This window comes from Nocardiopsis sp. CNZ308, assembly GCF_004217075.1.
In genome coordinates, this window is sequence record NZ_SHKJ01000001.1 from 4,720,736 (window position 1) to 4,746,160 (window position 25,425).

At 72.4% G+C, this 25,425-nt stretch carries 4 protein-coding genes; 1 reads left to right on the forward strand and 3 read right to left on the reverse strand.

Annotation, left to right across the window (positions count from 1 at the left end):
• Positions 1 to 145: 145 nt before the first annotated feature.
• On the forward strand, positions 146 to 4,108 hold the full coding sequence (eccCa, locus tag EV372_RS20360) for a type VII secretion protein EccCa (protein ID WP_130397295.1): 3,963 nt from the start codon (positions 146 to 148) through the stop codon (positions 4,106 to 4,108).
• A 141-nt stretch (positions 4,109 to 4,249) separates the two neighbouring features.
• Here eccCa and EV372_RS20365 read toward each other — a convergent pair whose 3' ends face one another.
• The 3 genes from EV372_RS20365 to EV372_RS20375 form a co-directional block, all read right to left on the reverse strand.
• Positions 4,250 to 5,509: a S8 family serine peptidase gene (locus EV372_RS20365; RefSeq protein WP_130397296.1), complete on the reverse strand. Its 1,260-nt coding sequence runs from the start codon at positions 5,507 to 5,509 to the stop codon at positions 4,250 to 4,252.
• A 425-nt stretch (positions 5,510 to 5,934) separates the two neighbouring features.
• A complete protein-coding gene (locus EV372_RS20370; RefSeq protein WP_486484006.1) occupies positions 5,935 to 6,693 on the reverse strand; it encodes a toxin-antitoxin system YwqK family antitoxin in 759 nt (252 codons plus the stop codon).
• Between the two features lie 7 nt (positions 6,694 to 6,700).
• A complete protein-coding gene (locus tag EV372_RS20375; RefSeq protein WP_130397297.1) occupies positions 6,701 to 24,901 on the reverse strand; it encodes an ADP-ribosyltransferase in 18,201 nt (6,066 codons plus the stop codon).
• Positions 24,902 to 25,425: the final 524 nt, after the last annotated feature.

Sequence of the window (25,425 nt, forward strand, 5' to 3'; positions counted from 1 at the left end):
TTTTAAATTTTGGTGTCTGTCACTTTAGTTGGCAACAGTAGTGTTCTGCTGTCAGTCTCCGGTTCCGGATGCCCGGTACGGCCCCGTTCCGGTCCCGACTTTCGGACCGCTCCCCGTTGTTCCCTGCAAGGGAGGACCCCGCCCCGTGAGTACGATCCTCGTCCGGCGCCCCCCGCGGCGCCCCGGGCCGGACCTGCCCTCGGGCGAGGTCAGCCTCCAGGAGCCCCCGGAACTGCCCGAACCGCAGGCCAACGTTTCGTCGGTGTTCACCTACCTGCCGATGGCCCTGACCTCGATGGCGATGCTGCTGATGTTCATCCGCCCCGGGAGGATGGGTGACGGCAGCAGCATCATGCCCTATCTGGCGGGCGGCATGATGCTCGTGGGCGCGGTGGTCATGATCGGCGGCCAGTACCTGCGCAGCATGCTGGAGCGCCGACGCCAGCTCAACGACGACCGCCGGGACTACCTGCGCTACCTCAAGCAGATGCGCACCCGCCTGCGGAGCGTGGTCACCGAGCAGCGCGACGCGATGCTCTGGCGGGCGCCCCACCCCGACGCCCTGTGGTCGATCGTGCGCACCTCCCGGCTGTGGGAGCGCAGGGGGACCGACGACGACTTCGCCGAGGCGCGCATGGCCGTGGGCGAACAGGCGCTGTCCATGACCATCTCCCCGGTCTCCTCCAAACCGGTGGAGGACCTCGAACCCCTCAGCGCCCACGCCCTGCGCCGCTTCATCCGCGCCTACGGCACCGTCGAGGACCAGCCGGTCCAGATCTACCTGCGCGGCTACTCCCGCATCACCATGCGCGGCGACCTGGACACCAGCCGGGGCCTGGTCCGCGCGCTTCTCGGCCAGCTCACCGTCTTCCACGCCCACGACGAGCTGCGCGTGGCCGTGTGCTGCTCCGAGGAGTCCCTGCCCCTGTGGTCCTGGACCAAGTGGCTGCCCCACAGCCAGCACCCCACCGCCCGCGACGGCGCGGGCCAGGCCCGGCTGCTGTGCACGGACGCGATAGAGCTCGAACAGCTCGTCCCGGACCTGGCCGACCGCCCCCGCTTCGACCCCACCGCCGCCCCCAGCCGCGAGGAGCCCTTCACCGTCATCGTCGTGGACGGCGGGCGCATCCCCCCGGGGTCGCGCATGCTGGGCGGCGGCTACCGCAACGCCGTCGTCATCGACGTCGCCGACCCCATGCCGCCCGAGGACGACCCCTACACCCTGGCCCTGCGGGTGGAGACCGAGCGCCTGGTGATGCTCTCCCGCGACAACAGCGGCCGCGACACCGAGGAGGTGCTGGGCCGGCCCGACACCCTGAGCCTGTCCCGCGCCACCTCCCTGGGCCGCCTGCTCTCGCCCTACCGGATCGGCATGGTCGTCGAGGTCACCGAGCCGCTCACCACCGACTTCGAGCTGACCACGCTCCTGGGCATCCCCGACCTGCACCGGCACGACAGCGAGCGCATGTGGAGCGAGCTGCACGAGAAGGACCGGCTGCGCGTGCCCATCGGCATGAACTCCGACGGCGCGCCGCTGGAACTGGACCTCAAGGAGTCCGCGCTGGGCGGCATGGGCCCGCACGGCATGCTCATCGGCGCCACCGGTTCGGGCAAGAGCGAGCTGCTGCGCACACTGGTGCTCGGCCTGGCCCTGACCCACTCGCCCGAGACCCTCAACTTCGTGCTCGTCGACTTCAAGGGCGGCGCGACCTTCATCGGCCTCGACAAGCTCCAGCACACCTCCGCGCTCATCACCAACCTCGCCGACGAGGCCATCCTGGTCGAGCGCATGCAGGACGCCCTGCACGGCGAGCTGGTCCGCCGCCAGGAACAGCTCCGGGCGGCGGGCAACTTCAGCTCCGCGCTGGAGTACGAGAGGGCCCGCGAGACCAACCCCGACATGGAGCCGATGCCCACGCTGTTCGTGGTCGTCGACGAGTTCAGCGAGCTGCTGGCCGCCCACCGCGACTTCATGGACCTGTTCGTCATGATCGGGCGCCTGGGCCGCAGCCTCGGCGTCCACCTGCTGCTGGCCTCCCAGCGCCTGGACGAGGGCCGCATGCACCAGCTGGAGGGCCACCTGTCCTACCGGATCGCGCTGCGCACCTTCTCCGCCATCGAGAGCCGCGGGGTGCTCGGCGTGCCCGACGCCCACCAGCTCCCCTCCGCCCCCGGCAACGGCTACCTCAAGACCGACACCGAGACCCTCACCCGGTTCAAGGCCGCCTACGTCTCCGGTCCCTACCGCGTCAAGCGCCGCGCCGCCCGCAGGAGCACGGTCGGCGGCGAGGTGGTGCTCTTCGCCGACACCGCCGTGGCCGCGGCCGCCTCCGAACCCGAGGAGCCCGAGGTCCAGGAGGAGGAGACCAGCGAGTCGCTCCTGGCGACCGCGCTGGCGCGGATGGACGACCTCGGCCCCGCGGCCCGCGAGGTGTGGCTGCCCCCGCTGGAGGTGCCGCTGCTGGTGGACGAGCTGCTCGCCATGGTCGGCACCCGTGTGCCCGAGGGCGGCCTGGCCTGGCGGAAGGAGACGACCCTGCGCGTGCCGCTGGGGATCATCGACCGCCCCTTCGAGCACAAGCGCCTGCCCCTGGTCGCCGACCTGACCGGAGCCGGGGGGCACGTCGGCATCGCGGGCGGCCCCCAGAGCGGCAAGAGCACCATGCTGGCCTCGCTCATCCTCACCCTGGCGGTGTGCAACACCCCCGCCCAGGTCCAGTTCTACGGGATCGACTGCGGCGGCGGCGTGCTCACCTCGCTCAAGGACCTGCCGCACGTGGGCAGCGTCGTCACGCGCACCGACGAGCGGCGCATCGTCCGCACCGTCCTGGAGATCAACGAGATCCTCACCAAGCGCGAGGCCTTCTTCGCCGAGAACGGCATCGACTCCATGGGCACCTACCGCAGGCGCCGCGCCGCCGGGGAGTTCGCCGACCAGCCCCACGGCGACGTCTTCCTCGTCATCGACGGCTGGGGCACCATCCGCCAGGACTACGCGGACCTGGTGGGCTCCATCGTCCAGATCGTGCAGCGCGGCCTCAACTACGGCGTGCACGTCGTGGTCGCCTCCCCGCGCTGGGCCGACTTCCACACCGGTGTCCGCGACCTCATGGGCACCCGCTTCGAACTGCGGATGGGCGACCCCGTGGACTCCATGGTCCACATGCGCGCCGCGCAGACCGTGCCCCGCGTGCCCGGGCGCGGCATCACCGACACCAAGCACCACTTCCTCACCGGTCTGCCCCGCGCCGACGGCGACGCCGACTCGGTCACGCTGTCCGAGGGCATGACCGATCTGGTCGACCGCGTGCGCACGGCCTGGGACGGGCCCTCCGCCCCGGCGGTGCGCACCCTGCCCGCGATCCTGCACGCCCGTGAGCTGCCCGGGTCCGAACTCACCAAGGCGAACGGCCTCAAGGTGCCCATGGGCCTGGAGAGCCGCCGGATGCAGCCGTTCTGGCACGACTTCGGCGTCACCCCGCACCTGCTCGTGGTCGGCGACACCGAGACGGGCAAGACCACGCTGCTGCGCCACATCACCAACGCGATCCGCAGCCACTACGGCCCCACCACCGCCCGGGTCGTGCTGGCCGACCAGCGCCGCCAGCTCTACGACGCGGTGCCCAAGGAGATGCAGCTGGGATACGCGGTGTCGGGGGAGAACGTCAAGGAGATGATGGCCGCCGCCGCGCAGGCGATGAAGGCGCGCCTGCCCGGGCCCGACATCACCCCCGACCGCATCCGCAAGCGCGACTGGTGGACGGGCCCCGAACTGTTCATCCTCATCGACGACTTCGAGATGGTCTCCGGAAGCGGGCCCAGCCCGCTGGCCCCGCTCCTGCCGATGCTCGGCCAGGGCGCGGAGATCGGCCTGCACGTGGTCCTCGTGCACGCCGCGGGCGGTTTCAGCCGGGCCTCCAGCGATCCCGTCATCCGGACGCTCATCGACTCCAACACGCCCAGCATCCTGCTGTCGGCCCCGCCCTCGGAGGGAATGATGTTCGGCAGCGTCCGGGCCAGGACGATGCCCGCGGGACGCGCCCTGTGGATCGCGCGCCGCGACCCGGTCGAGGTGCAGCTGGCCATCGCCGAGGGCGCCGAGGAGTGACACGGGGATCCGCCCGCGCCGCGCGGGCGGATCCCCGAGCGGGGTGTCCGGGCTCCCCTCCCCGCCGGGAGGGGAGCCCGGCCCCAGGACGTGTTCGGGGCGTCCGGTACGCCGGACGCCCCCTTCCGCGTCGGTTCGGTGTCAGCGCACCGGTTCGTCGGAGCGCATCGGCACCGGCTCGCCCGCGGCGGCGGGACGCCACTCGCGCGCGCGCCCGAGCTTGATCACCGCTCCGCCCATGACGCACAGCACGATGAGCAGGAGCGTGACGGACACCACGACCGCGGTGGAGGGCGCGTCCACCGAGCCCCGGGGGGAGGGGTCGGGGACGAACCCCTCGCCCACCACCCCGGCGGGGGCGCCGCCCGGGGCGGTGGCCATCGCCGCCAGCGGGTCCACCCTGCCGTGTCCCGACAGCGGGTCCGCGTCCCCCCGGGGCGAGGCGTAGGCCGTGGTGGTCAGCCGCTCGCGCACCTGCGCGGCGCTCAGGTCCGGCTCCCGTGCCATGAGCAGGGCCGCGGCCCCCGCCACGAAGGCCGCTGCCACGCCGTCGCCCGCCGTGGCCACGTGGCCGCCGCCCGGGCCGGTCCCCACCACCCGGTCGCCCGGCCCGGTCAGGTCCACGCGGGCCAGGTCCCCGCTGGGCAGGATCAGCGGTCGCTGGGCCACGGGGAGGCCCTCCACGTCGTGCGCGGCCACGCTCAGCACGGACGCGTGCTGGGCGGGCTGGCCCGGCAGCGGCCCCCGGGAGGTGGGGACGGTCGCGGGGGCCACGACCACGGCTCCGGCCTCCTCGGCGGCGGCCACCGCCGACTCCAGGGCCGGGGACGCCTCCCACGTGCCGGTGCCGACCAGGACCACGCGGGCCCCCGAGTCCACCGCGCTCCCGATCCCGGCGGCGATCTCCTGCGCCGAGGCCAGGCCGGTCTGCGGGCTGCCGGTGGCCACGGCCGTCACCGCCGAGTCCGGAGCCACCCCGACCAGGCCGCTGTCCTCCACGGGCCGGGCGGCGACCACTCCGGCCAGCGACGTGCCGAACCCCAGGCAGTCGGCGGACTGCCCGCCCTCCACGGCGTCGGCCAGCGCGGGGACGCCGCCGTCCACCTCCGGGGTCAGCAGCGCCACGCCCACCCCCTCGCCGGTGCTCAGGTCGTGGGCCCGCGACAGGCCCAGGAAGTGGTGTGTCCAGGGCCGCTGCTCCACGACGTCCCCGCCGCTGGCCGCGCACGGCTGGTTGTCGGCCTTGAAGGGGTGGACCTGCGCGAGCGAGACGGGGTCCTGGGGAGCCTCGGCCGCCGCCGGAGCAGCGGGGAGGGGGACGAGGAGCCCGAGGGCCAGCGCCGCGGCGGCGGTGCGGCGGCGCCGGGACCGGGTGGTCCCCGGATCGGTGTGTGCGGTCACCTGACGTGTGCTCCAGACTCTCAGGGGTGTCCTGGGGGCGCTTCGCGCCCGGTGGGGCGGCCCGGACGGGGCGCGGGGGCGCCGTCCCGTGGGAGGCCGCGCGGGGGAGCGGGACGGGGCCCGACCCTACGCCAACCCTCCGCGGAACGCCGGACCGGGAGGCGTGCGCCGTCGCGGGGCCTCTCCACCGCCGTCCCGAGGGGGCCCTTCCGCGCGCGGGACGGGGGCTGTGGCCGCCGCCGCGGGGGCCGCCGTCCGTGCGGGCGGGGCCTCGGACGGGAGGGCCGACTGCGGTAGCGTACTCGGTTTCCCGTGTACGTTCCATGAGCGTCCGGTGACCGGTCCGCGTCGTTTCCCTCCGGAGCGGGCTCCACGGAGGCGGGGACGGCGGCTCCGCGGTCCCGGCGCGGGAGCGAGGCCGCTCCTCAGAGCCAGGGGGCGGGGTGTTCTCGGCCGGTCTCGGGGTCGCGGGCCAGGCGTGCGGGGGGTCTGTGCTCCTCGCGGGCGATGTTTCCGGCCTCGTCGAGTTGGCGGACGATGACGCGGTTGCCCAGGGCGTCGTGCACGACCTCGCGCAGGAGGCGTCCGCGCTCGTCCCACTGGTGCCAGGGACCCACGGGGCCGTGGGGGTGCCGGGTGATGCCCTGGATGACGAGTTTGCCGCTGGGTGCCCAGGTCAGGGTGGGGCCGTCCTCGACGCCCTCGATGAAGGTGTGCATCTCGGTCCTGCCGTGGCGGTCGCGGGTGACTGCCTCCCCGGTGAAGGGCGCGCCGTCGTACAGGACCCGGCGGCCGAGCCCCTCGACGTCTCCGACGGTGAGGTCGCCGACGCTGACAGCGGGCAGGGAGTCTGCGCGGTCCGGAGCCCGCATGCCGGGGGTCAGCCGGATCGGCTGCCAGGGGATGAACACCTTCTCCCCTGTCGCGGCGTCGATCCCGCCGAACTGCGCCTCGTGGCGTTCCTCGCTGACGAGGCGGCCCGATGCGTCCCATCTCCGGGACAGGCGGTGGTTCGAGTAGGCGTCGTCGATGTACTCGAAGACGAGGCGGCCCTCGGTGTTCCAGTAGTGGGCGGGGCCTACGGGCATTCCTCCGGTGGAGACGTTTTCCAGACCGGCGAGTTGTCCGTTGCCGTGCCAGGACATTCTGGGGCCGTTCTCCAGGCCGTGCACGAAGGTCCGCACGTAGGTCTTACCGCTGTCTCTTGTCGTCTCCCTCCCGGTGAAGTCCGTCGTCCTCGTCCGGTTTTCTCTTTCTGTCGCCGGAGTCGTGCGGCCCGAAGGGGATGTCGTATGTCGGGAATCCATGTTCGATGCCTCTGTCCGGGTCGATTTCCGCGTCGGCCCTTCTCGGGGTGTAGTACGTGATGTTCCTGATGTCGTCCGTGGTGTGCGTGTTCTTCCCGCTGCGCGGGGCGGCTGCTCCCTCGGTGACGCGGGCACAGTTGGCGCAGGAGGGGCAGTAGGGGACCCACGGCGGCTTCAGCGTGAACTTGTTGTCGAGCTGGAAGTGGCTGATCTGTGCGTCTTCCGCGGCGTTCAGGAGACGGTTGACAGCCTTGACCTCGGCATGCCTGGCGGGTTTGTCGTAGTGGGGGTAGTTGCTGATCCTGCGAGTGGTGCCGTCCTTCTGGAGGATCTCGTACTTGTCCCGGAGGAACATGCCGTCGATGCGGTTCTTGATCTCGGGATGCAGGAGTTCGGGCGCGATGACGGAGTGGCGGGGCCTGCCGTTGAGGCCTTCGGCGACGAGTCCGGTTCTGCGGTCGACGACGACGGAGTTGACGGCTCCGTTCTCGTGGCCCAGGTCCTCGGGGGTGAGGGGAATCTTGACGAAGTACTCCTGCCCGTCCTCCTCATGGGGGTAGCCGTCCGTGTTCCTCCCGGTTTCCGGGTCGAGCGTCGGCCTTGATTTCTTGGGCAGGTTCTTGTCCATCCTGCCGAGGTCGTGCCATTCGACGCGGACGGGCACCTTGTTTTTGACGAGGTAGGATATCTCCCTCGCCCGCATGTTGACGAGTTCGTGGATGAATTTGTCGAGGGGTTTGTCCTTGACGTGGGTGATGAGTCCGTCCTGGTCGGTGGTCCTGTCGGCTTCGGGAATCCTTCCGAGGATTCTCCCGTCGGTGAGGTACTTGGGGAAGGCGGAGTCCCCTTCGGTCTCCTCGCCCTGGATGCCGAAGACTTCGGTGGCGGGTTTCCACTGGTCCGACTGCTCCTGGCCGCCGCCCTCCGCCCCGGTCCGCGAGTCGTCCCGACCGCTGCCGTCCCGTCCGGGCTGACGGTTCGACGGTCCGCCGTTGCCGCCCATCACGGGGTAGGCCACGATGTCGGTCAGCGAGCTGGGCAGCGGCTGGTCGAAGCCGGACCTGGGGTTGAGCAGCCCCAGGAAGTCGTCGGGGAAGGGCTTGGAACCGAGGGCGTCGGGGGAGCCGTTCTCCTTGTCCGAGGGCTTCGGGTCCACGGAGTCGTAGGGGGAGCCGTCCTCGTCGTGCGGCGGCCGGATCCGCGGTTCGTCGAACGTCGAGCCGCGGGGCCGCTGTACCGGTGTGTCGGGGGAGTCGTACAGGGACAGGTCGTCGTCGCTGTCGTAGCCGTCCGAGTCCGTGTCCGAGACCAGGTCCGGAACCGGGTCCGCGTCGGGGTCGGTCTCGGGACGGGCCTGGTTCCCCCCGCGGTCGTGACTCGTGCCGTCCTGTCGGCCTCCATCCGGGGAGCGGTCCTCCTCCTGCTTTCCGCGGTCCTTCCCCCCGGAACCGTCCCGGTCCCCGGAACGGTCGCCCGAACGGTCATCGGAACGGTCACCCTCACCGGTCCTGTCGCTGCCACCGCTGCCGCCCTGGTCGCCTTCGCCTCCGGAGCGGTCCTGGCCGGAGCCTCCGTTGCCGCCGGTCCGGTCTCCGCTATTCCCCCCGGAGCCGTCCTTGTCGGGACCGCCGCCGTCGCCCTCGTCCTTGCGCTGGTCCTTGGTGTCGGTGGGGGCGTCCTCGGTCTCCTCCTCGGTGTCCTTCTCCTCCCTCTTCTCGTCCTGCGTGTGCTCGGGGTCCTTCGCCGTCTCCCCGTCCTCGGGATCGGGCTGCTTCCGGGACGGGTCGGGTTCGGTCACCGCGGGCGCTGTCTCTGGGGCCGGGGTCTTGTGGCTCCCGTCGTCGGCGGCGGCCGGGGCGGGACCGGTGGCCGTCTCCTGCCCGGAGGGGGTGTGCGCGGTGTCCTGCGCGGAGCCGCCGTCTCCGTTGTTCGCGGAACCGTTCAGCTCCCGCTCGAAGAACGCGAACAGGTCGGACGCCGGGTCGGAGGCCGGGGGAGCTTGTTCCGCCGGGGGTGTGGTTCCCTCCTGTCGGGAGTCGTCCGTGCGGTCCCGGGGCAGGGTGGAGGAACCCTCGTCGTCCCGGTTCTGGCTGAGGGGCAAAGGGGCGGGAGTCTGTTCGGGTGCCGGTTGGGTCCGGGGGCTGGAGGTTTCCTCGGTGGCCGGTTGGGTGCGGGTGGTGGGGGTCTGTTCAGGGGACGGTCGTGTCGGTTGCGTGGTCGTCTGGCTCTGCGGCGGGCTGTGGGGATCCGGGTTCGTCTCGGACGGGGCGGGGGAGCGCGGTTCCTCCCCGGCAGGGGCGGTCTCCGTTCTCGGGGCTGGCTGGCTCTGCGGGGCGCGATCCGCCTCGGTCTGGCCAGGGGAGCGCTGGGGACCGTGGCCGTCCGTCGGGCCGGTGTCGTCCTGGGAGGTTCCGTTCCCGCTCGGCCGGGTCGTCGCCGGTAGCGACCACTTGGCCCTCCAGTCCTCTCGTAGACGCTCCCTCTCCTCCGGTGTCCGCGCCTCGTGCTCCCAGTTGGTCCGCCAGTCCTGGATGGCCTGGAGCCGGTTGTTCCACTCGTTCCGGTCCGGGTTCGCGGAGGGGACGCGCAGGACACGGGGCTGCGGACGGCGGAGGGCGGGCCGGTCCTCGGGAGCGCGGTCGGTCTCGATCCGGTCGGGGGAGCGCTGTCCCTCCGGTGCGGGGTCGGTCTCCGGCGGCTGGGGAGCGCGTTCGTCTCCGGGGTCGGTGGAGGCCGCCTCGTGGTGATGGGCCAGTTGGCTGACGTGTACGACGCTCTGCGGCGCCTCGGTGGGCAGCGGCTGCTGTCCGTCCTGGTCCGTCTGTGCGGGGAGCCGCTCCTCCGGCCCCTGCGGTTCCGTCTGCGCGGGGGAGCGCTGTCGGCCGTGGTCGCCCGTCAGGGCGGTGTCCGCCGGGGACGGCTGGCCGCTCTCGGAGGGGGCAGGGTCCGACGACATCAGCCGCTCCAGCCGCAGCCGCATGTCCCTGAGCGTGTCCGAGTCCACTGAGGACACCTCGGAGATGGTGTCCTGGTCCGGCTGGGGGAGGGTGTCGTGGTCGGTTCCGGTCCGCGTGTGGAGGGGGAGGCGCTGCCCGTCGAAGGTGGACACCGCGTCCTCGGCGCCCTGGGCCAGCGCGTCCTCCTCGGACGGCGTCGGCTGCGGCCGCTGGTCCTGGCCTTGGACGGGCCGGTCCTGTCGCTGCGGTGCGCCCGGGGCCGTCGAGGGCCCGGGCGGGACGGTGGTGTCGGCCTCCCCGGGGAAGCCCTGTGCTCTCCGGGTTTCGAGCCAGGCGGCGTCGTCGGGACCGCCCAGGTCCATGTCGTACCGGAACCCTTCGGGGGCGGGCGGGCCCACCGCCAGGGACCGTTGCATGAGCGACCGCGTCAGCGCCGTGCGTTCTTCCCCGCTGAGCGAGGCCGCTTCGGGGTGGTGCCTGTCGAGCCAGCGGACGCGCGGCGCCCGCTCCTCGTCGTCACTGACGTCGTACAGGTTCTCCTCGTCGTTCGCCGGGTACCTGTCGGCGGGGTCGTCGACGCGCTCCGGGGCGGGGCCGTGACGGGTCTCGGCCCGGCCGTCGGGCAGGGCCGCCCCGTGCTGGGACGGCCCGTTCCCGTCCTCCCCGGTCGGTGCCGTCCACGTCCTCGGTCCGCGGGCCGAAGCGGGCTCGGGCCGGTCGTGTGTCTCGGAGGACGGGCCGGAACGCTGGTCCGTGTGGCTGGAGGGCCCCTTCGTCTGGTTGCGTGAGCGGCGTTCCGGGCGGTTGTCGGCGGGAGCGGTCTCGTCGCGGGAGGAACCGTCCCGGCCGTGGAGGGCCCTGCCCATCACCGTGTCCCGCGCCAGTTTCTGCCGCGCCCGTTCGAGCGCCTCGGCCGCGCTCGGCTCAGGCGCCCTCCTCGGCACGTCCTCCTGCGGCCGGTTGTCGCGCTCGGGAAGCTCGGTGGTCGCGGGGTCCGGGGTGTTGCGCTGCGGGGGCTGGGGAGGCGCTTCCTGCCCCCCGGCCTCCCGCAGCCGGATGTTGAGATCCGAGCCGAGGGTGTCCAGGAGGCCGGGCGCGGTGTCGCCCCGCGCGGGCTGTCGGCCCTCCTGCCCGGGCCGCCGGTCGTTCCGTTCGGGCAGCTCGATGGCCTCCGGATCGGCGGCGGGGTCATCGGCGTTCTGCCGCGGGGCCGGGGGAGGAGGCGGCTCCTCCTGGACGGTGTCGAGGTCCGGTGCGGTGGCGGTGCGCGGCCTGGGCAGGGAGGAGGGGTCGCCCAGGCCGTCGCGCAGCTCCTGGAGGGCCGTCACCCAGTCGCGTACCGCCCCCTCGAATTTCTGCCGCCGGTCCTCGTAGGCGCCCTCCAGGTCCCTGTAACGATCCCGGACCTGCGGGTCGTCGGGTGCGGCGATGCGGTCGGAGGCCGCCTGGTCCAGAGGCCAGCGCGCGTCGAGGTAGGCCTTCTCCGCGTCTCCGAGCGCCTTCTGGATCCGGGCGAAACGCTCGGTCAGGGGGGCGATCCGGGTGGCGTGGTCGGGCGTGATGACACCCATCCTCACCGCGTCGCCGTGCGAGATCCACCGGGTCGTCTTGACGGTGGTCTGTCCCTGCTGCCACCGGGCGGGGCGGGTCGGGACGGACGAGGGGGTGCTCCGGCCGCCGAAGGCGCCGCGCACCGCCCTGCCCGCGGACGCGGCCTTGTCCCCGAGGTAACGCGCCGAGCGCTTGTACCAGGGGCCGCTCAGCTCGGTCCTGGCGCCGATGAACACGTCGGTGTCCATCTCCACCAGGTAGCCGGGGCCGGTACGGACGCGGTCGGAGTGGGGAGGCTCCTTCGGTTTGCTCCCCCGCGCGGTGTCGCCGCCGGACGTGGACGAACCCGTGTTGTTGGCCGAGCCGTAGTGGGTGGCCGTCGTCGGAGGCCCCGTCCCGGTGCGTCCCGAGGGGCGCGCATCGAAACCCATGGTCGTCGTGGACGAGCCGCTGTGGAAGGGGGAGAAGGTCCTGCTCGTCTCCGAGGAGTCGGTCAGGCGCATGCTCGGGTTGTAGTCCGTGATGCGTGCTGTCTCCGGGTGGGGTATGGCACGCATCATCCACGTGGTGGGGCCCAACTCGGGCAGTTCGGCGCCCGTCTCCGAGCTGGCCTCAGCGAAGGAGGCCTTGATGCCGAGTTCGGTGAGCGCGTGGTCGATGGCGTTGTTGCGGGAGTTCAGCTTGAGCTTGTCCGCCGCGTAGGCGGCCGCCTTCTCGACGGCCTCCGGGGTGTAGCGCCCGTCGCTGACCGCGTTCGCGGGCGGGTTCCAGCCCAACGACTTCGCCAGGACGATCCGGCCGAGGTCGAGGATGTCCTTGCCCTTGTTCTCGACGGAAGCGAGCAGGGTCAGGGCGTTGTCGAGGGCGTCCCGGGTCTGCGGATCCATGTCGCGTGTCAGGGAGCGCGCCATGTCGGTCAGCGAGGCGTGGTTGTCGTTGGAGGGGTTCTCCGGCGCGGTCCGGTTCCCCGTCCGCTGGCCGCCGGTCTGTCCGTTGCCGTTGTCCTGGGTGGTCGTCCGGGTGGTGTCGGCCGCGTCGGGTGCGGTGCGGGGGGCTCTGTTTCCGTCGGTGGTCGTCTGGGGGGCGTTGTTCCCCTCGGGAGTGGTGCGGGTGGTGTTGCTGCCTTCGGGTGTTGTTCGGGTGGTGTCGCTGCCCTTGGGCGTGGCACGGGGGTTGTTGTCGCCCTCGGTGGCCGTTCGGGTTGTGTTGTTTCCCTCGGGTGTGGTGCGGGTGGTGTTGTCGCCCTCGGTGGAGGTCCGGGGGGTGTCGTTCCCCCCGGTCGTGCCCGCCTCGTTGCGCAGGTCGAGGGAGAAGGCCGGGTACATCTCCTGCGCCCGGCCCGAGTCCCCCGTACCGGTGAAGTCACGCCTGCGCGAGCCCGGGATCTCCCCCAGAAGGGAGTTGGCCGTGCCCTGCTTCTCGGAGATGTGCAGGTCGAGTGTCAGCCGCGTGTCCGACGACACCCGCGCGTAGGGCGTCTCCATGGTCAACTGGGTGGAGCGCTTGTCCGTGTCCCGGACGATCCCGCCGTCGCCGCGCGCGTTCGTCGTGGTGCCGTCGCCCTGCAGGCCCATCAGGTAGGGGCGGCTCGCCGGGGTGGTGCCCCCCGGCTGGTCGCCCCCCGACTGGGGCAGCGGGGTCAGGAGTGAGCCGTGGGCTCCCTGGAACGCGGAGCTCTCGTTGCCCTGCTGGAGCCTGTCGCCTTCCTCCGAACCCTGGCGCTGCCGGTACTCCGTCTTGCCGCCCAGGTACTCGACCTTCGCGTTGTCCCTGTCGAGCCGCAGCTTCACGGTGGCGTCCAGGGACAGCGGCGTGCTGGTCGGGGCGTTGAGGTTCCCGATCGAGTGGTCGATGGGGCTGATCTTCAACGTCACCGGCACCCCGGTGTTGGGGTTGAGGCCGGTGTGGGAGTCGAGGGCCTTCAGGATGATCTCCCGGCTGCCCTTGGTCAGCTGCCAGCCCTGTGAGGCCAGGTCGTCGACGAGGTTCTGGATGGCCTCGTCGGGGTTGACCGGGTCGAGCATCATGCCGGAGTCCTCGAAACCCGCGCGCGGTCTCACGGACTCCGGCGACTTCGGCTCAGGCTGGGGGAGGCGGACCAGCTCGCCGTCGACCTCCTCGACCTTGTCCTCGACCATGCCCGACGCGTGGGCGTCGCGGACGTGGATCAGCCCGGTCTCCAGGGTGTCGGCGTCGGCCTGCCAGCCCCGGTAGCGCGAGGAGAGGGAGAACGTCGGCCCGATGCTCCAGTTCTTGACGAACTCCATCGCCTGCGTGATGCGGCCCGAGGCGGAGTAGGAGTACGACATCGGGAGCTTGGGGTGGAACTCGACCGACTCGTTGAACTTCGACGTGGGCTTGGTGATGGTGTAGCGGTCGAACAGGCTCTTGCCCGCGGAGGGGCCGAGCTGGATCAGGGGGGCGCTCGCGGAGTCGGGCGCGGGCGCGGTCCCGCCCGCGGGCTGCTCGGCCGGTTGGACGGGGTTGGGGTTGACCCGGCCCCCGCCCGTGGCCAGGAGGGTCAGGTCGGTCCTCCTCCCGTCCCTGGAGAACGTCTCCAGGGTGTTCTTGCCCTTGAAGACGACCGCGCCGTCGGACTGCTCGAAGCGGTCGACCGAGTCGACGTCGAACCGGGTGGACGACGTCGAGCGCAGCTGCATCGGGGAGAGCAGGCCCCCGCTCGTCTGCGTGCGCGTGCGCGCGCCGCCGGAGGAGCGCGCCGCCGGGTTGTTCGCGAGGTTCTCCGGGGAGAGCGCGTTCTCGTAGAACTGTCGGCTTCCCTCGCCCCGTCTCAGGAAGTGCCGCAGCTTGCGCTCGTTGCCGAGCCCCCTGGAGGGGCGCTGGCCGCCCGGGTCCCTCTCCCAGGGCGCGGTGGAGGAGAAGCTCTCGTAGGTGGCTTCGAGCAGGCTGCTCACCGGTTGGCCGTCGCCCGTGGTGAAGCGGGTGTTGACGTGCTCGACGGTGGCGGGGGTGCTGCGGAGCTTCTCGGCCCGGCGCTGTTCGATCGGGCGGGTGTCGGGGGCGTTCTCCGCGGGGTCGCGCCGCCCCGTGGTGTCCTGCGCGGTCTCGGTGTCCGGTGCCGGAGCGGTGTCGGTGTTCTGTTGCCCGGTGGTGTCGCCTGTGGTCTCCGTCGCCGGTGGCGTCCGGACGCCGTCGTTCCGGGAGCCGGTGTTCTGCTGTCCGGTGTTCTGCTGGCCGGTGGGGTTCTCCGGCGCAGGGGCGGTGCCCTGTTCGGCCGGGGGACGCTGGCTCCGCCCCCCGCCGAACAGCCTTTTGACACCGCCGGTCAGGTCGCGCGTCTTGCGGACCCTGTCCGGTGTCGGCCTCGTGGGGCCGTCGATCATCTCCTTGGCCTGGTCGACCGGTATCGGCCGGATCCGGGTGACCCGCGGGGCGGTCTCGGTGTTCCCCCGACCGCCGCGTTCCCCGCCCGGCTCCGCCTTGGCCGTGTCCATCGTGACCAGCGCCTCGATCGGGCGGTTGAGCAGGTCCTGTCCGCGTTCGGCCAGCGGCGTGTCGCCGCCCAGGACCATGCCGAGGTCGTCGTCCTGGTAGAGCCTCGCCTTGAACCGGACCCCGGAGTTCCAGACACTGGAGTCCTCCGCGTACTGGACGGTCCTCTCGCTCTGGGACTTCATCCCCAGGCCCCGGCTCTTCCCCTTGGTGTCGCTCATCTGGAGGGAGACCGAGAACACGCCGCCGTCGCTCGGGTTGCCGGCCGCGTCGACGGTGTCGATCCGGCGGACGTAGCCGCCGGAGGAGAACCGGACCGTCTTGCGTTTCTGCGAGCCGTCCGCGGTGGTGATGTCGGACGCGCCCGCGTACTCGCCTCCGGTGCCCCTCGTCGTCTCCCCCGCGTGTCTGAGCGGGGAGAAGTCCGCGCTGACGCGTACCGCGACGAACGGGGAGCGCACCACTCTCTGGCCCGGCTTGAAGAGCGCGCTGGGGTCGAACCTCCCCGTGTCGATCAGGTGGATGGGCTGGCCGTGCAGCGTCAGGTCGTCCGTGCCGCCCTTGAACATGGACGCGGAGATCGCGTCCATGACCCTGTGGGTGTTGAAGACGGCGACCTCGGGGTCGCGTCGGAAGGGGCGGTGCTCGCGCGTGGAACCGGTGAGCGGGCCCGTGTTCTCGTGGCCGGGCCGCCTGGCGAAGTTCTTCGGGTCGCGCGCCATCTCGGGCAGGACCAGACCGGGCAGCTTGTCGGCCAGACCGGTCAGCACCTCGTGCGCGATCTGCTGGTAGATGCTGCGCTGACGCCCGTCCACGTCGCGGTACTGGCTGCCGTCGGGCCAGGTGAAGTCGCGGGGCACGGCCCCGTGGAAGGTGACCGGGTGGTCCTCGGCCAGGTTCTGGCGCGGAGGCCTCAGGGTCTCGGCCTGGCCGTCCCGTTCGTCTCCGGGAGGACGCTCCCCGGAGGGCTGCTCTCCGGGCGGTCGCTCCTGCTCGGGTCCGCGCTCCCGTTGCCGGTCCCGGCCCCCGGTTCCGGTGTCCCCGTTGCGTTCGTCGCCGCCCGGCGCGCTCCGGTCGCCGTCGGTCCCCGGCTGCTGGTTCCCGGCGGTGTCGCGAGCGGTCCCGGGAGTGTCCACCGCCTCGGGCGTGGTGTTCCCCCCCTCGGTCCGGAGGGGGGCCGGGGGCGCGGGCACCTTGTCCGAGGGCTCGTCCCCGTTCAGGATGCGGGCCTCCTGGACGGTGAGGACCTCGACGGTGTCGCCCTGGAAGCGGTACACGTCGGGTTCGCCGTCGAAGTGCACGTAGTAGTTGCGCTGCACGTCGTAGGCGGACGACTCGGTCTTGCCGTAGTTCATGCGGTTGACCGACCCCGACGACGCCTGCGCGCTCTCCGTGGTCGACCGGCCCCGCAGGCCCCCCTCCACGGCTATCGCGTCCACACGGGCCTTGTGGATACCGCCCACGGTCCCCGCGTCGACGCTGACGCCCGCGCCCAGGGTTCCGCCGAGGAAGTCGCTGTGCCGGAGCGAGCTCCCGCTCTCACGTTCGGCCTTGTTGCCCTTGATGTACTTCGCGGGCTGGATGCTGTGGCCCTTGGCGTCGTAGGAGGTGGGCACGGACTGGACGCTCACCAGGCGTGGCCTGCCCGAGGGGTCGTTGACCCTGAAGACCGCGGGCGCCGAGGTCATCTTCGGCAGGTTGTTGCGGATGGACCTCTTGGAGAAGGACTCCTTGACCTGGTCGCGGAAGGCGTCCAGTTCCTGCTGCCTGCGCCTGTCGACGAACCCGGGCGTGATCTTGTCGACCGCGGACTTCCACCACCCGCGGTCCTGTTCCGGGGACCAGAGGTGGTCGGTGATCCAGTCGGAGAAGGACTTGTCGGAGGACCCGTCGCTCAGCCGGATGTCGCCGACCGACACCGGGTGCCCCTTGTCCGCGTGCGGTCCCACGGGTCTGTCGTCGTCGTTGCGGCCGCGCTGGTGGTCCTCGGTGGCGAAGGGGTCGCGCAGGCGGATCGACTCCGGACCGGTGTTGGCCGCGACCTTGCCCGGGAGGACCAGGAGCACCCCGTTGGGGGACTCGGCCCGGGTGTTCACGGCCCGGTCCGGCGGGGTGTTGTCGGCCGGGGCGGTGTCGTTGTTCGCGGTGCCGCCGTCCGCCGGGGCGGTACCGCGCTCCGGCCCCTGCCTCGTGGGGACGTGGACGGGCGTAAGGTCGAAGGACATGGTCAGGTCGGAGGTGTAGACCTCGGGCTTGCCCTTGATCTCGTAGCTGGTGTAGCCGTCGTTGAGGCTGACCGCCGTGTCCACGGACTGGCGTTGGCGCGTTCCCCCCGAGAAGCTGAAGGTGAAGCGGGGGCCGATGTCGACGCCGCCCACCGTGCCGAGGAGCAGGGGGGAGACCTGGAATCCCGCTCCCACGAACTTGGTGCCGCCGTGGCTGCCGCTGCCCTCGGCCGGGTTCGCCTCCCCGGCCTCGTCCACCAGCTTCAGTTCGGTGGAGCCCGAGCCCTGCTGCGGTTGTGTGGGCGCGTGGTGGAAGCCCTCACGGGAGGGGCGCAGCCGCAGGTCCGCCCGCCACGTGGAGCCGTCCGCTCCGGTGACCGTCGTGGAGAACCCCTCCGGTCCGAAGAACACGCCCGTCTGCTTGCGCGCCTGGGCGTCGATCTGTTCCCTGACCGCGTCGCGCACGGTGGCGTCGACGTGTCCGGCGTCGTTGGTGAGGGTGTCGTCCACGAACGAACGCAGGTGCTCGGCGTGGATCATGCTGGAGTTGACCAGGCTGGACGTCAGCAGGTAGTCGAGGTCGTAGGGGGCGCCCGTCCGGTCCGGCCGCACGGAACCCGGGTAGTTCCGGGGCGGGGGCTCCTCCCTCTGCCGGGTGTTGTCGGTGTCGGGCTGCGGGCGCTCCGTGTCCGTGCCGTCGGTGGTGGTGTCGGTGTTCTCCTGCGGGGGCGGGGGCGTGCGTTCCGTGTCCTCGGTGTGCGTGGTGTCCGTGGTGGTGCGGGGGTCCTCCTGCGGGGACGGCGGAGGTTGCTCCGTGCCTGTGGCGTCCACCGTCTCGACGGGTTCTGCGGTGGTGTCGTGCTCGTGCTGCTGGGGCGGGGGAGGCTGTTCCGTGTCCGCGGTGTTCGCGGTGGTGTCGGTGTTCTCCCGTGGTGACGGCGAAGACTGTTCCGTGTCCGCGGGAGCCGTGGTGTCCGTCCTGTTCTCGGACTCCGTGGTGACGACGGTGTTCTCTTGCGGGGGCGGCGGAGGCTGTTCCGTACCCGTGGTGTCCGCTGTGTCCACGGGGGCTGTGGTGTCCGCCGTGTCCACCGGGGCTGTGGTGGTGCCGGTGTCGTGCTGGGGGGACGGCGCGGGTGCGTGCTCCGTGTCCGCGACGCCGGTGTCGCCGGGCCGCGCCGACGGCTCCGGTTCGGTGCCGTCATTCTGGGACGGAGCAGGAGGCGGAGGAGGCGCGCTCTCCTCGTGCCCTTCGTTCCCGGTCCGCGCCTCCTCCGTGGTCACGGGCGTCTCGGCCTCGGCTGGTGCGGGCGGGCGTACCGCATCCTCCGCCGTCTCCCCGGTCCCGGTGGTCAGCGGGTCCGGCGGTGCCGCCTGTCCCCGCGAAACGCCGGTCTCGGCAGGGGCGGCCTCGGTGGTCCCGTCGTCCGTGTTCGGCTCGGGCGCCGACCGGGCCGGAACCGGCCGCGGGGACGCTCCGGTCCCCGGGGAGGACTCCTCCCCGGTCGCCGGTCCGCTCCGGACATACGGGGTCTGCGTGCCGGGGGCGCTGTGGAACGCGTCCAGGAGCGAGTCCGCCGCGGGGTCCGCCCCCGGCTTCCGCTCCGTCCGGTCGCTCGGGGGTGCGCCGGTCGCGGGGCCGGGCGCCTCCGCCGGATCCGGCTCCACAGCGTCGGTGTCGGTCAGTCCCAGTCCGCGGGCCAGGGAGTCGGGTTCGGCGCCGCTCGCCTCGGTGCCCTCCCCGTCCGGGTCCCGGACCTCTCCGGCGATATCGGTCACGGCCATGACGAAGGGGTTGTTGGAGCCGAACGGGCCGGAGAACCCCGGCATGTTCACGCGCATGTCCAGCCTCGCGCGCGCGACGGAGCCCGGAGGGGTCAGGTCGGCGATGGACCGCGCCCGCTCCAGAGCGGCCGCCGCCGCGGCGGCGTCACCACGGGAGGCGGCCGCGTCGCCGAGCGCGATACCGACGGCGATGTTCGCGGCCACGTTGATAGCACGGGTCAGACCCTCGTGCCGGTCGGCCGCGTCCTGGGCGGCGGTGACCGCGTCGCGGCGCTGGGTGTCCGCCGCCGCGGCGGCCGCGCGCGCCTCCTCGACCCGGCCCCCACCATCGTGCCCGGTGGTCCGTGCGGTGCGGGCGGCGGTGTCGGCGGCCTCGTAGGCGATGCGGGAGGCGCGTTCGGCGTCCTCGCGCGCGGCATCGGCGTCCGAGACCCGTGCCAGGGCCGCCTCGCGCTCCCGTGCGGCGTCGGTGATCCGGCCGGGGTCCTCGGGGTCCACCCCGGACGGCTCGGGGACCGCGTCGCGGGCCGAGGCCGCGTCGGCAGCACCGCGCGCGGCCACGCTCTGCGCAGCGGCGGCCAGGTCCGTGGCCAGGGCGATCGTGGCCGCGACCGCCTCCGGGGCGGTGTCGGCGATCTGCCAGGCCCGGTCCGCCAGGTGCTCGGCCGCGTCCCGCAACTGTTCGAGGCGGCCGATCGCCGCGGACCGGCCGGGGCCCTCAGCCCCCCGCAGGGCCGAGGCCAGGTCCTCGGTGAAGTGTTGCGCCGCCTCGCCTATCCCGGCCAGGGCCGCTGCCGTGTCATCCGTCTCCAGGGCCCGGTCGATGCGGTCCCACGCCTGGCCCGTCCAGGCCGGAGGTTCTGTGGTGGGCCAGGCCTCGCGGGTGGGGGGCAGGATCTGGGCGTGGAAGAGGTAACCGTGCCTTCCCCAGGGCTCGACCGAGGTGATCCGGTAGCGGGTCCCGCGGGTGAGGATCACCTCGCGCTCGCGGGGGTGTTGGCTGCGGTCGCCGACCCACAGCCCCCGGGAGCCTTGCGGCACGCTCAGCCGCATCAGGTCGATGGGGGAGCCGCCCGCCGCGGACGGGACGGTACCGAGGGAGACCGACAGGTACCCCTGTTCCACGTGCGTGGTCCCCGCCAGGGAGCGCGGGTCGGTGCTGCCCTCGCCCAGCAGGTGCTGGTGGTGGTACATGCCGTGCACGGCCTCGAAACCCTCGGGGAAGGGGTGGCCGGTGGCGCGGTCCAGGCGCCCGAGCAGCGCCAGGACCTGCGAGGCGTCAGGCAAGCGCGCCGGTTCGCCGTACAGGGCGAGGGATTCGGCGATCTCGCCCGCGCGTCCGGAGTGCTCGCGCAGGTTCTCCAGCGCCGCTTGGGGGTAGCGGTTGTTCAGGACGCCTCGTACGATCCGTTCCTGTTCGGGGCTGAGTTGGCCCCGCTGGGCGGCTTGTTCCAGCTGTGTCAGGTCGGGCCATTGGCCGCCGCCGATCTCGTAGACCTGCCATCCGGGGTGGGGTTGGCTCTCGTTTCGGATGCGGTCCAGTTCGGTCTGCACGGTGGCCTCGTTCAACGGGTCCAGGCGTGCGAAGCGGTTCAGCCAGGGGGAGCGGGTGTAGGCGAAGACCGCGTCCTGGGTCGGGGTGGGGAGCGCGTCGAAGGTGTTGGGGTTGTAGTCGGGGTCGTGCAGGAGGTCGCCGTAGCGGTCGGCTTCGGCTCCGGTGGGCAGTCGGCGGATCGACCCGGACCCGGACCCGGATGCGGCGGGGGCGTTGTCCGTCGCCGTCCGGCCGGGCGTCGACGCCTCCCCGGTCCGTCCTTGCGAGGACGGTGCGTCTGCGTCGCCGTCCATCAGCGCCGTGTTGACGGTCGTCACCGGGGACGGTGCGTCGTAGGGGGAGGGGCCCCGGTCGGCTGGGTCCTGCATCGCGTAGCGGACGTAGTCCGTGGTGAGCCGCCCGCCGGGCTGCCAGAGCCGGGCGCGGACCGGGTCGTGGCGGTCCCGGAGGTGGCGGCCGATACCGCGGGCCAGGGTCTCGGCGTCCCGGACGCGTTCGGGAGGGACGGACCCGCCGCTCAGCGGGACGCGCCTGTCGGAGGGGTCGGAGACGGTGTACACCAGTGCCTGCGCGAGCGTGCGCGCCTCGCGGATGGAGCGGTTCTCCGGGACCGGACCGTCGACCGGTCGCAGCAGCCTCCAGAACTCGGCTCCCAGCGCCCGCGCCCTGGGGATGTCCTTGTCCGCGAGGGCCCGGGTGAGTTCGGGCAGGCGGTCCAGGACCGACGCGGCGCGGGCGTCGGCCCTCTGGTCGATCCCGGAGGCGGCGGGGTCGGTGCGCGTCTCTCCGGGGGTGTCGGATCCGTTGTCCGCCGCGCGCTCGGGTCCGGCGGCGGGCGATGGCGGAGGCGCGTCCGTGTCCGTGCTCCGCGTGGGGAGCGGCGTGCTGTCGGCGGTGTCGGGCATCGTGGCCTCAGCGGCGGGCGGGGCGTCCCCGGTGCCCGGTACCGGCGCCCCGCTGTTCTCCGTCGGCGGGGTCGCGGTCCCCCCGCTGTCGGCCATGGCAGGGGGCTCCACGGTGGCGGGAGAGGGCGGGCCGTTCCGCTCCGGACCGGCCTCCCCGTCGGGGAGCGGTTCCGGACGGGACCGCGGCGTCTCCTGATCCCGCGGGGCACCGTCCGGGTTCCGGGACAGGGGCGCCCCGGACCCCTCGCCCTGTCCGGCGGGGGCGTCCTCGCGGCTCTCCTCGCCGCCCTGCTCCTGGCCGCCCCCCTCCTCGACGGGGGCCTCCCGGTGGCCGGACCAGGTGCCGTCGTCCTTGTGTTCGCTGTCCTCGTCGCGCTCGTCGCGCTCGTCGGACTGTTCCGCGTCGCGCTCGGCACGGGGGTGCTCGGTGTCCTCCGTGTCCTGAGGGGGTCCGTTCTCGGACGTGGGACCGGTGTCGTGCTGGTCGCCACCGCTCTCGGTGAGGGTCGGCGGAGGCGGTGCGCTCTCCGTCCCGGGGTCGGTGTCGTGCCGGCCGTTGCCGGTCTCGACGACGGGCGGAGTGGACGGCGGGACGTCCTCCGACGCGGTCCCCTGCTCAGCCGCGGGTGCGGTATCCGGTTGTGACGTGCTCTCGGCGGTGTGCGCACCGTCGCCGATGGACCGCTGGGGGGAGGAGTCCGGTGCGCGGTCGTCGTCGGTGTGGTGGGGCGAACGTTCGTCGCTGGCGCCCTGCTCCCGGCCGTCCCCCTCGGCGGTGGGGACCTCCTCGTGCACGGACTCGGCGTCGTCGTCGGCGCGTTCGCCGTCCTTGTCGTCCTCGCGGTCGGATCCGTCGCCCTTCTCCTCCCCGGAGCGGTCGCCCTCGCCCCGATCCCCGCCGTCTCCGGAACGGTCGCCGCTCTCCTCGCCCGACCGCTCGCCGTCGCCCGAGCGCTCGCCGTCACCGGACCGGTCACTGCTGTCGCCGGACTGCTCCTTGTCGCGGTCCCGGGAGCGGTCGTCGTCGCGGGAGGTGTCCTCCTCGCGATCGTCGGGCCGTTCGCCGTCGCGTTCGGAGGGGTGGTGGCCGGTGCCCTCCGTGTCCTGGGGCGGTCCGCTCTCGGTGGCGGGAGGCGGGGGCAGCGGGATGTCGATCGGAGAGGGGGCCTCGGGGGCGGGCGCGGTGTGGGGGTTCGTCCGCTGTCCGTCCGTCGAGGTGACCTGGTCGTCCTGCCCGGCGGTGTCGCCGGTGGTCGCGGTCTCCGGAGCGGGAGGTGCGCTCTCCGTGGCGATCCGGGGGCCGTTGCCGGTCGTCTGCCGGGTGGACGGGTCCTGGGCGCGGGTGTCACCGGTGCTCTGGGACGGACGTCCACCACCGCTGCGCTCGGTGGGTGTGGAGCGCTGCCCGGTGTCGGGGACCGGGTTCTGCGGGGCGGGCGCGGGGGGCGGGGCCGCCTGGCTGGTCGGCGCGGCGACGACGGGCGCGGGAGTGCGCTGTTCCGGTCCGGGGACGGAGCGGTCGGCCGGGTTCGCGGTGTCGCGGTCGCCGGTGTTCCCCGCGTCCTGTGTGGTCTGTTCGGCGCCGGGAGGCGCGGCCGCCATCGGGTTGTCGGGGACGATGGCGTTGAGGAAGTCGACGCTCAGGGGGCCGTCGTTCGTGCCCGGCAGGAAGGGGTCGTCGGACCTGGACCTGGGGTCGAGGGGCCCCGGGTTCAGCGGGACGTCGCGCGGTCCGGGGATGGAGGGCGCGTCGGGGCCGGGTCTCCCGTTCGGTTTGTCGGTGGTGGTGTCCTGCTGGGGGGCGGCCTCGTCGGTGTCGAACAGCGAGGTCTCGTCGTCGCTGTCGTAGGGGGAGGAGCGTTCGTCCCGGTCGAAGACGGACGAGGCGTCGCTGTCGTAGTCGGAACCGCTGTCGTACAGGGACTCCGTGTCCGAGTGCCTTCCCGGCGGAGGAGTGGTGCGGCCGTTCGTCTGGTTGTCGGTGGTGGCGGTTTCGGTGGGGGTTCGGGGTGGTGGTGCGGTGGTGTCGGGTGTGTCCTTGTCCTTGAACAGGTCGGCGCCGTGCAGGATGCCGTCGGTGGCGCCCTGCTGGATGCCCGCCTGGGTGGCGCCCGCGGTCGCGGAGTAGCCGGAGGCCTCCCATCCGCGTCCGTCGGCCATGCTGCCCAGGCCCTCGCCGAGGTAGCCCTCCAGGGCTCCGGTGACGATGTTGCCGCCGACCTGTTGGGCGTAGGTGCTCTTCTTGGAGAAGTAGTCGTTGAGGGGTTGCTGGAGGGTGACGGGAACGTCGGAGAGGTGGTCGCGGGTGGTGGGGGGCAGGCGGTCGCCGATGGTGTCGCGCAGGTGCTGGCCCAGGTTGGGGTCGGTCCAGTTGCGGGCGAGGGTGTCGGCGTAGTCGCGTCCGAGGTCGCGTGCCGCGGTGTCTCCGATGTGGTCGCCGAAGTGGCGGGCGAAGAGGTCGGCGAACTCGTTGCGTGCTGCGGCGGCTTTGGCGGCGTTGTCGAAGGCGCCCGCGCCGATGGGGCTGGCGGGGTTGTAGGGGACCAGGAATTCCTCGTTGTGTCGGCCGAAGATTTCGGCCAGGTCCTTGTTGAGGGAAGGTGCGGGCAGGTCCGCGCCCGGTGTGTCCTTGGGCGCGGGGGAGTCCGGTCCCCGGTCGGGGTTCGTCGCGGGCGGGTCGTCCTTGACCGGGCCGGTGGGCGGCCCGTCGGGTCCGCCGCCGGGCGGCGGAGGGGTGTCGGTGTCGCGGTTGGGGTTGCCGGGGGGCGGGGCGTCGTTGACGGGACCTCTGGGGTCGGGCGGGGGCCCGGTGGGCGGTCCGGTGGGCGGCCCGTCGGGAGTCTCCCGGATGGGCGGTCCGGTGGGGGGTCCACCGGATCCCGGCCCGGGTTCGGGATCGGGTCTGGTCAGGGGTGGCGGGTCGGGCAGGTCGGTGATGCGGGCGACGCGGTCGCTGAACAGGTCGGTGAGTTGTCTGCTGAAGAGTCCGTCCATGCCGGCGGAGAAGACGGCGGACAGGGCGCCTTCGATGGTGGCGCCGATGTGGGCGCTGCGGGTGAGGTTGGGGTCCTTGTGGTGGCGGGTGCCTCTTCCGATCTGGATGCGTTGGATGATGCTGTCCATGCTGGCGAAGATCTGGCTGATGATCTGGTGGCCGGGCACGGTGATGAGCAGCCAGGTCAGGATGCGGCGCATGGCGAGGCTGCGGATGGCCTTGAAGATGGGGATCCACTTCAAGGAGGCGCCGAAGGTGAACTTGGCGGTGGCGATGGCCCAGGCGATCTCGGCGAGGAGTTGGACGAACTGGCCGATGACCATCATGTGCATGTACTCGACGTTGGCGCGGGCCTTGAAGAGTTCGCTGGACATGGTGGCGGCGTTGGAGCGGGCGGAGCCGACGTAGTCGTTGTCGCCGGTGGTGAACTGGTCCAGGGAGCGTTCGTAGTTCTGGGCGGTGTTGCCGCTGAAGTGGCGTCGGGCGTGGACGCGGCTGAGGTCGAACAGGTCGTCCAGGGCTTTGATGCGTTGTTCGAGGGCGGCGTAGACCTCCGACCCGCGGCCCAGAGTGGCCAGGCTGGCTTTGGGGACCTCGATGCCGGTGAGGACTTTGATCGCGCCGCGTGTGGAGTCGGACATGTTGTGGTCCAACGGCATACGCGTCTCCCCCTCTACCCCCCGGTGCCGCTGCGCGGCCACGAAGGTAACACCGGAGAAAACGCGCGAATCGGTGGTTCGTCACCCGGATCGGAACCCTCGTCCAAGGGCTCCCCGGTGAATTTCCGGAGGTCACGGGCGTGCTATGGAGGCGGTGGAAGTTTTCTGCAACGTGTTCCACCGGGTTGGCGCGCTGAGTATTTCCGCAACGGTTCTCCTGGAACCGGGTGGATATTCTTTTCCCGTTCCCCTCGCGCCGGGGCTCGTTCCGGGGGATGCCGCTCCGGCGCTCGGACGCGAGGCCTGGTGGGGCCGGGCGAGGCCCGGCGCATCCGCCCGCGAGCCGGTGCCGTCCGACCCGGTTCACCGAGTTCGCGGGAGGACTTTCGTGCCCGGAAAAGGGTGGCGGCGGGCGGAGTGGATCACGCCAGGACATGGGTCCGCGATCGGCTCCGGGGAGAGGGGAATTCATTCCCTGTTCTGTGGGAATTCGCCTACTGGATTCGAGGAGTACACCCCTGCGT

What these genes read in the sequence shown, in the direction of transcription:
- EV372_RS20375 (WP_130397297.1), bottom strand. Translation starts at nt 24,901, where the DNA reads ATGCCGTTGGACCACAACATGTCCGACTCCACACGCGGCGCGATCAAA.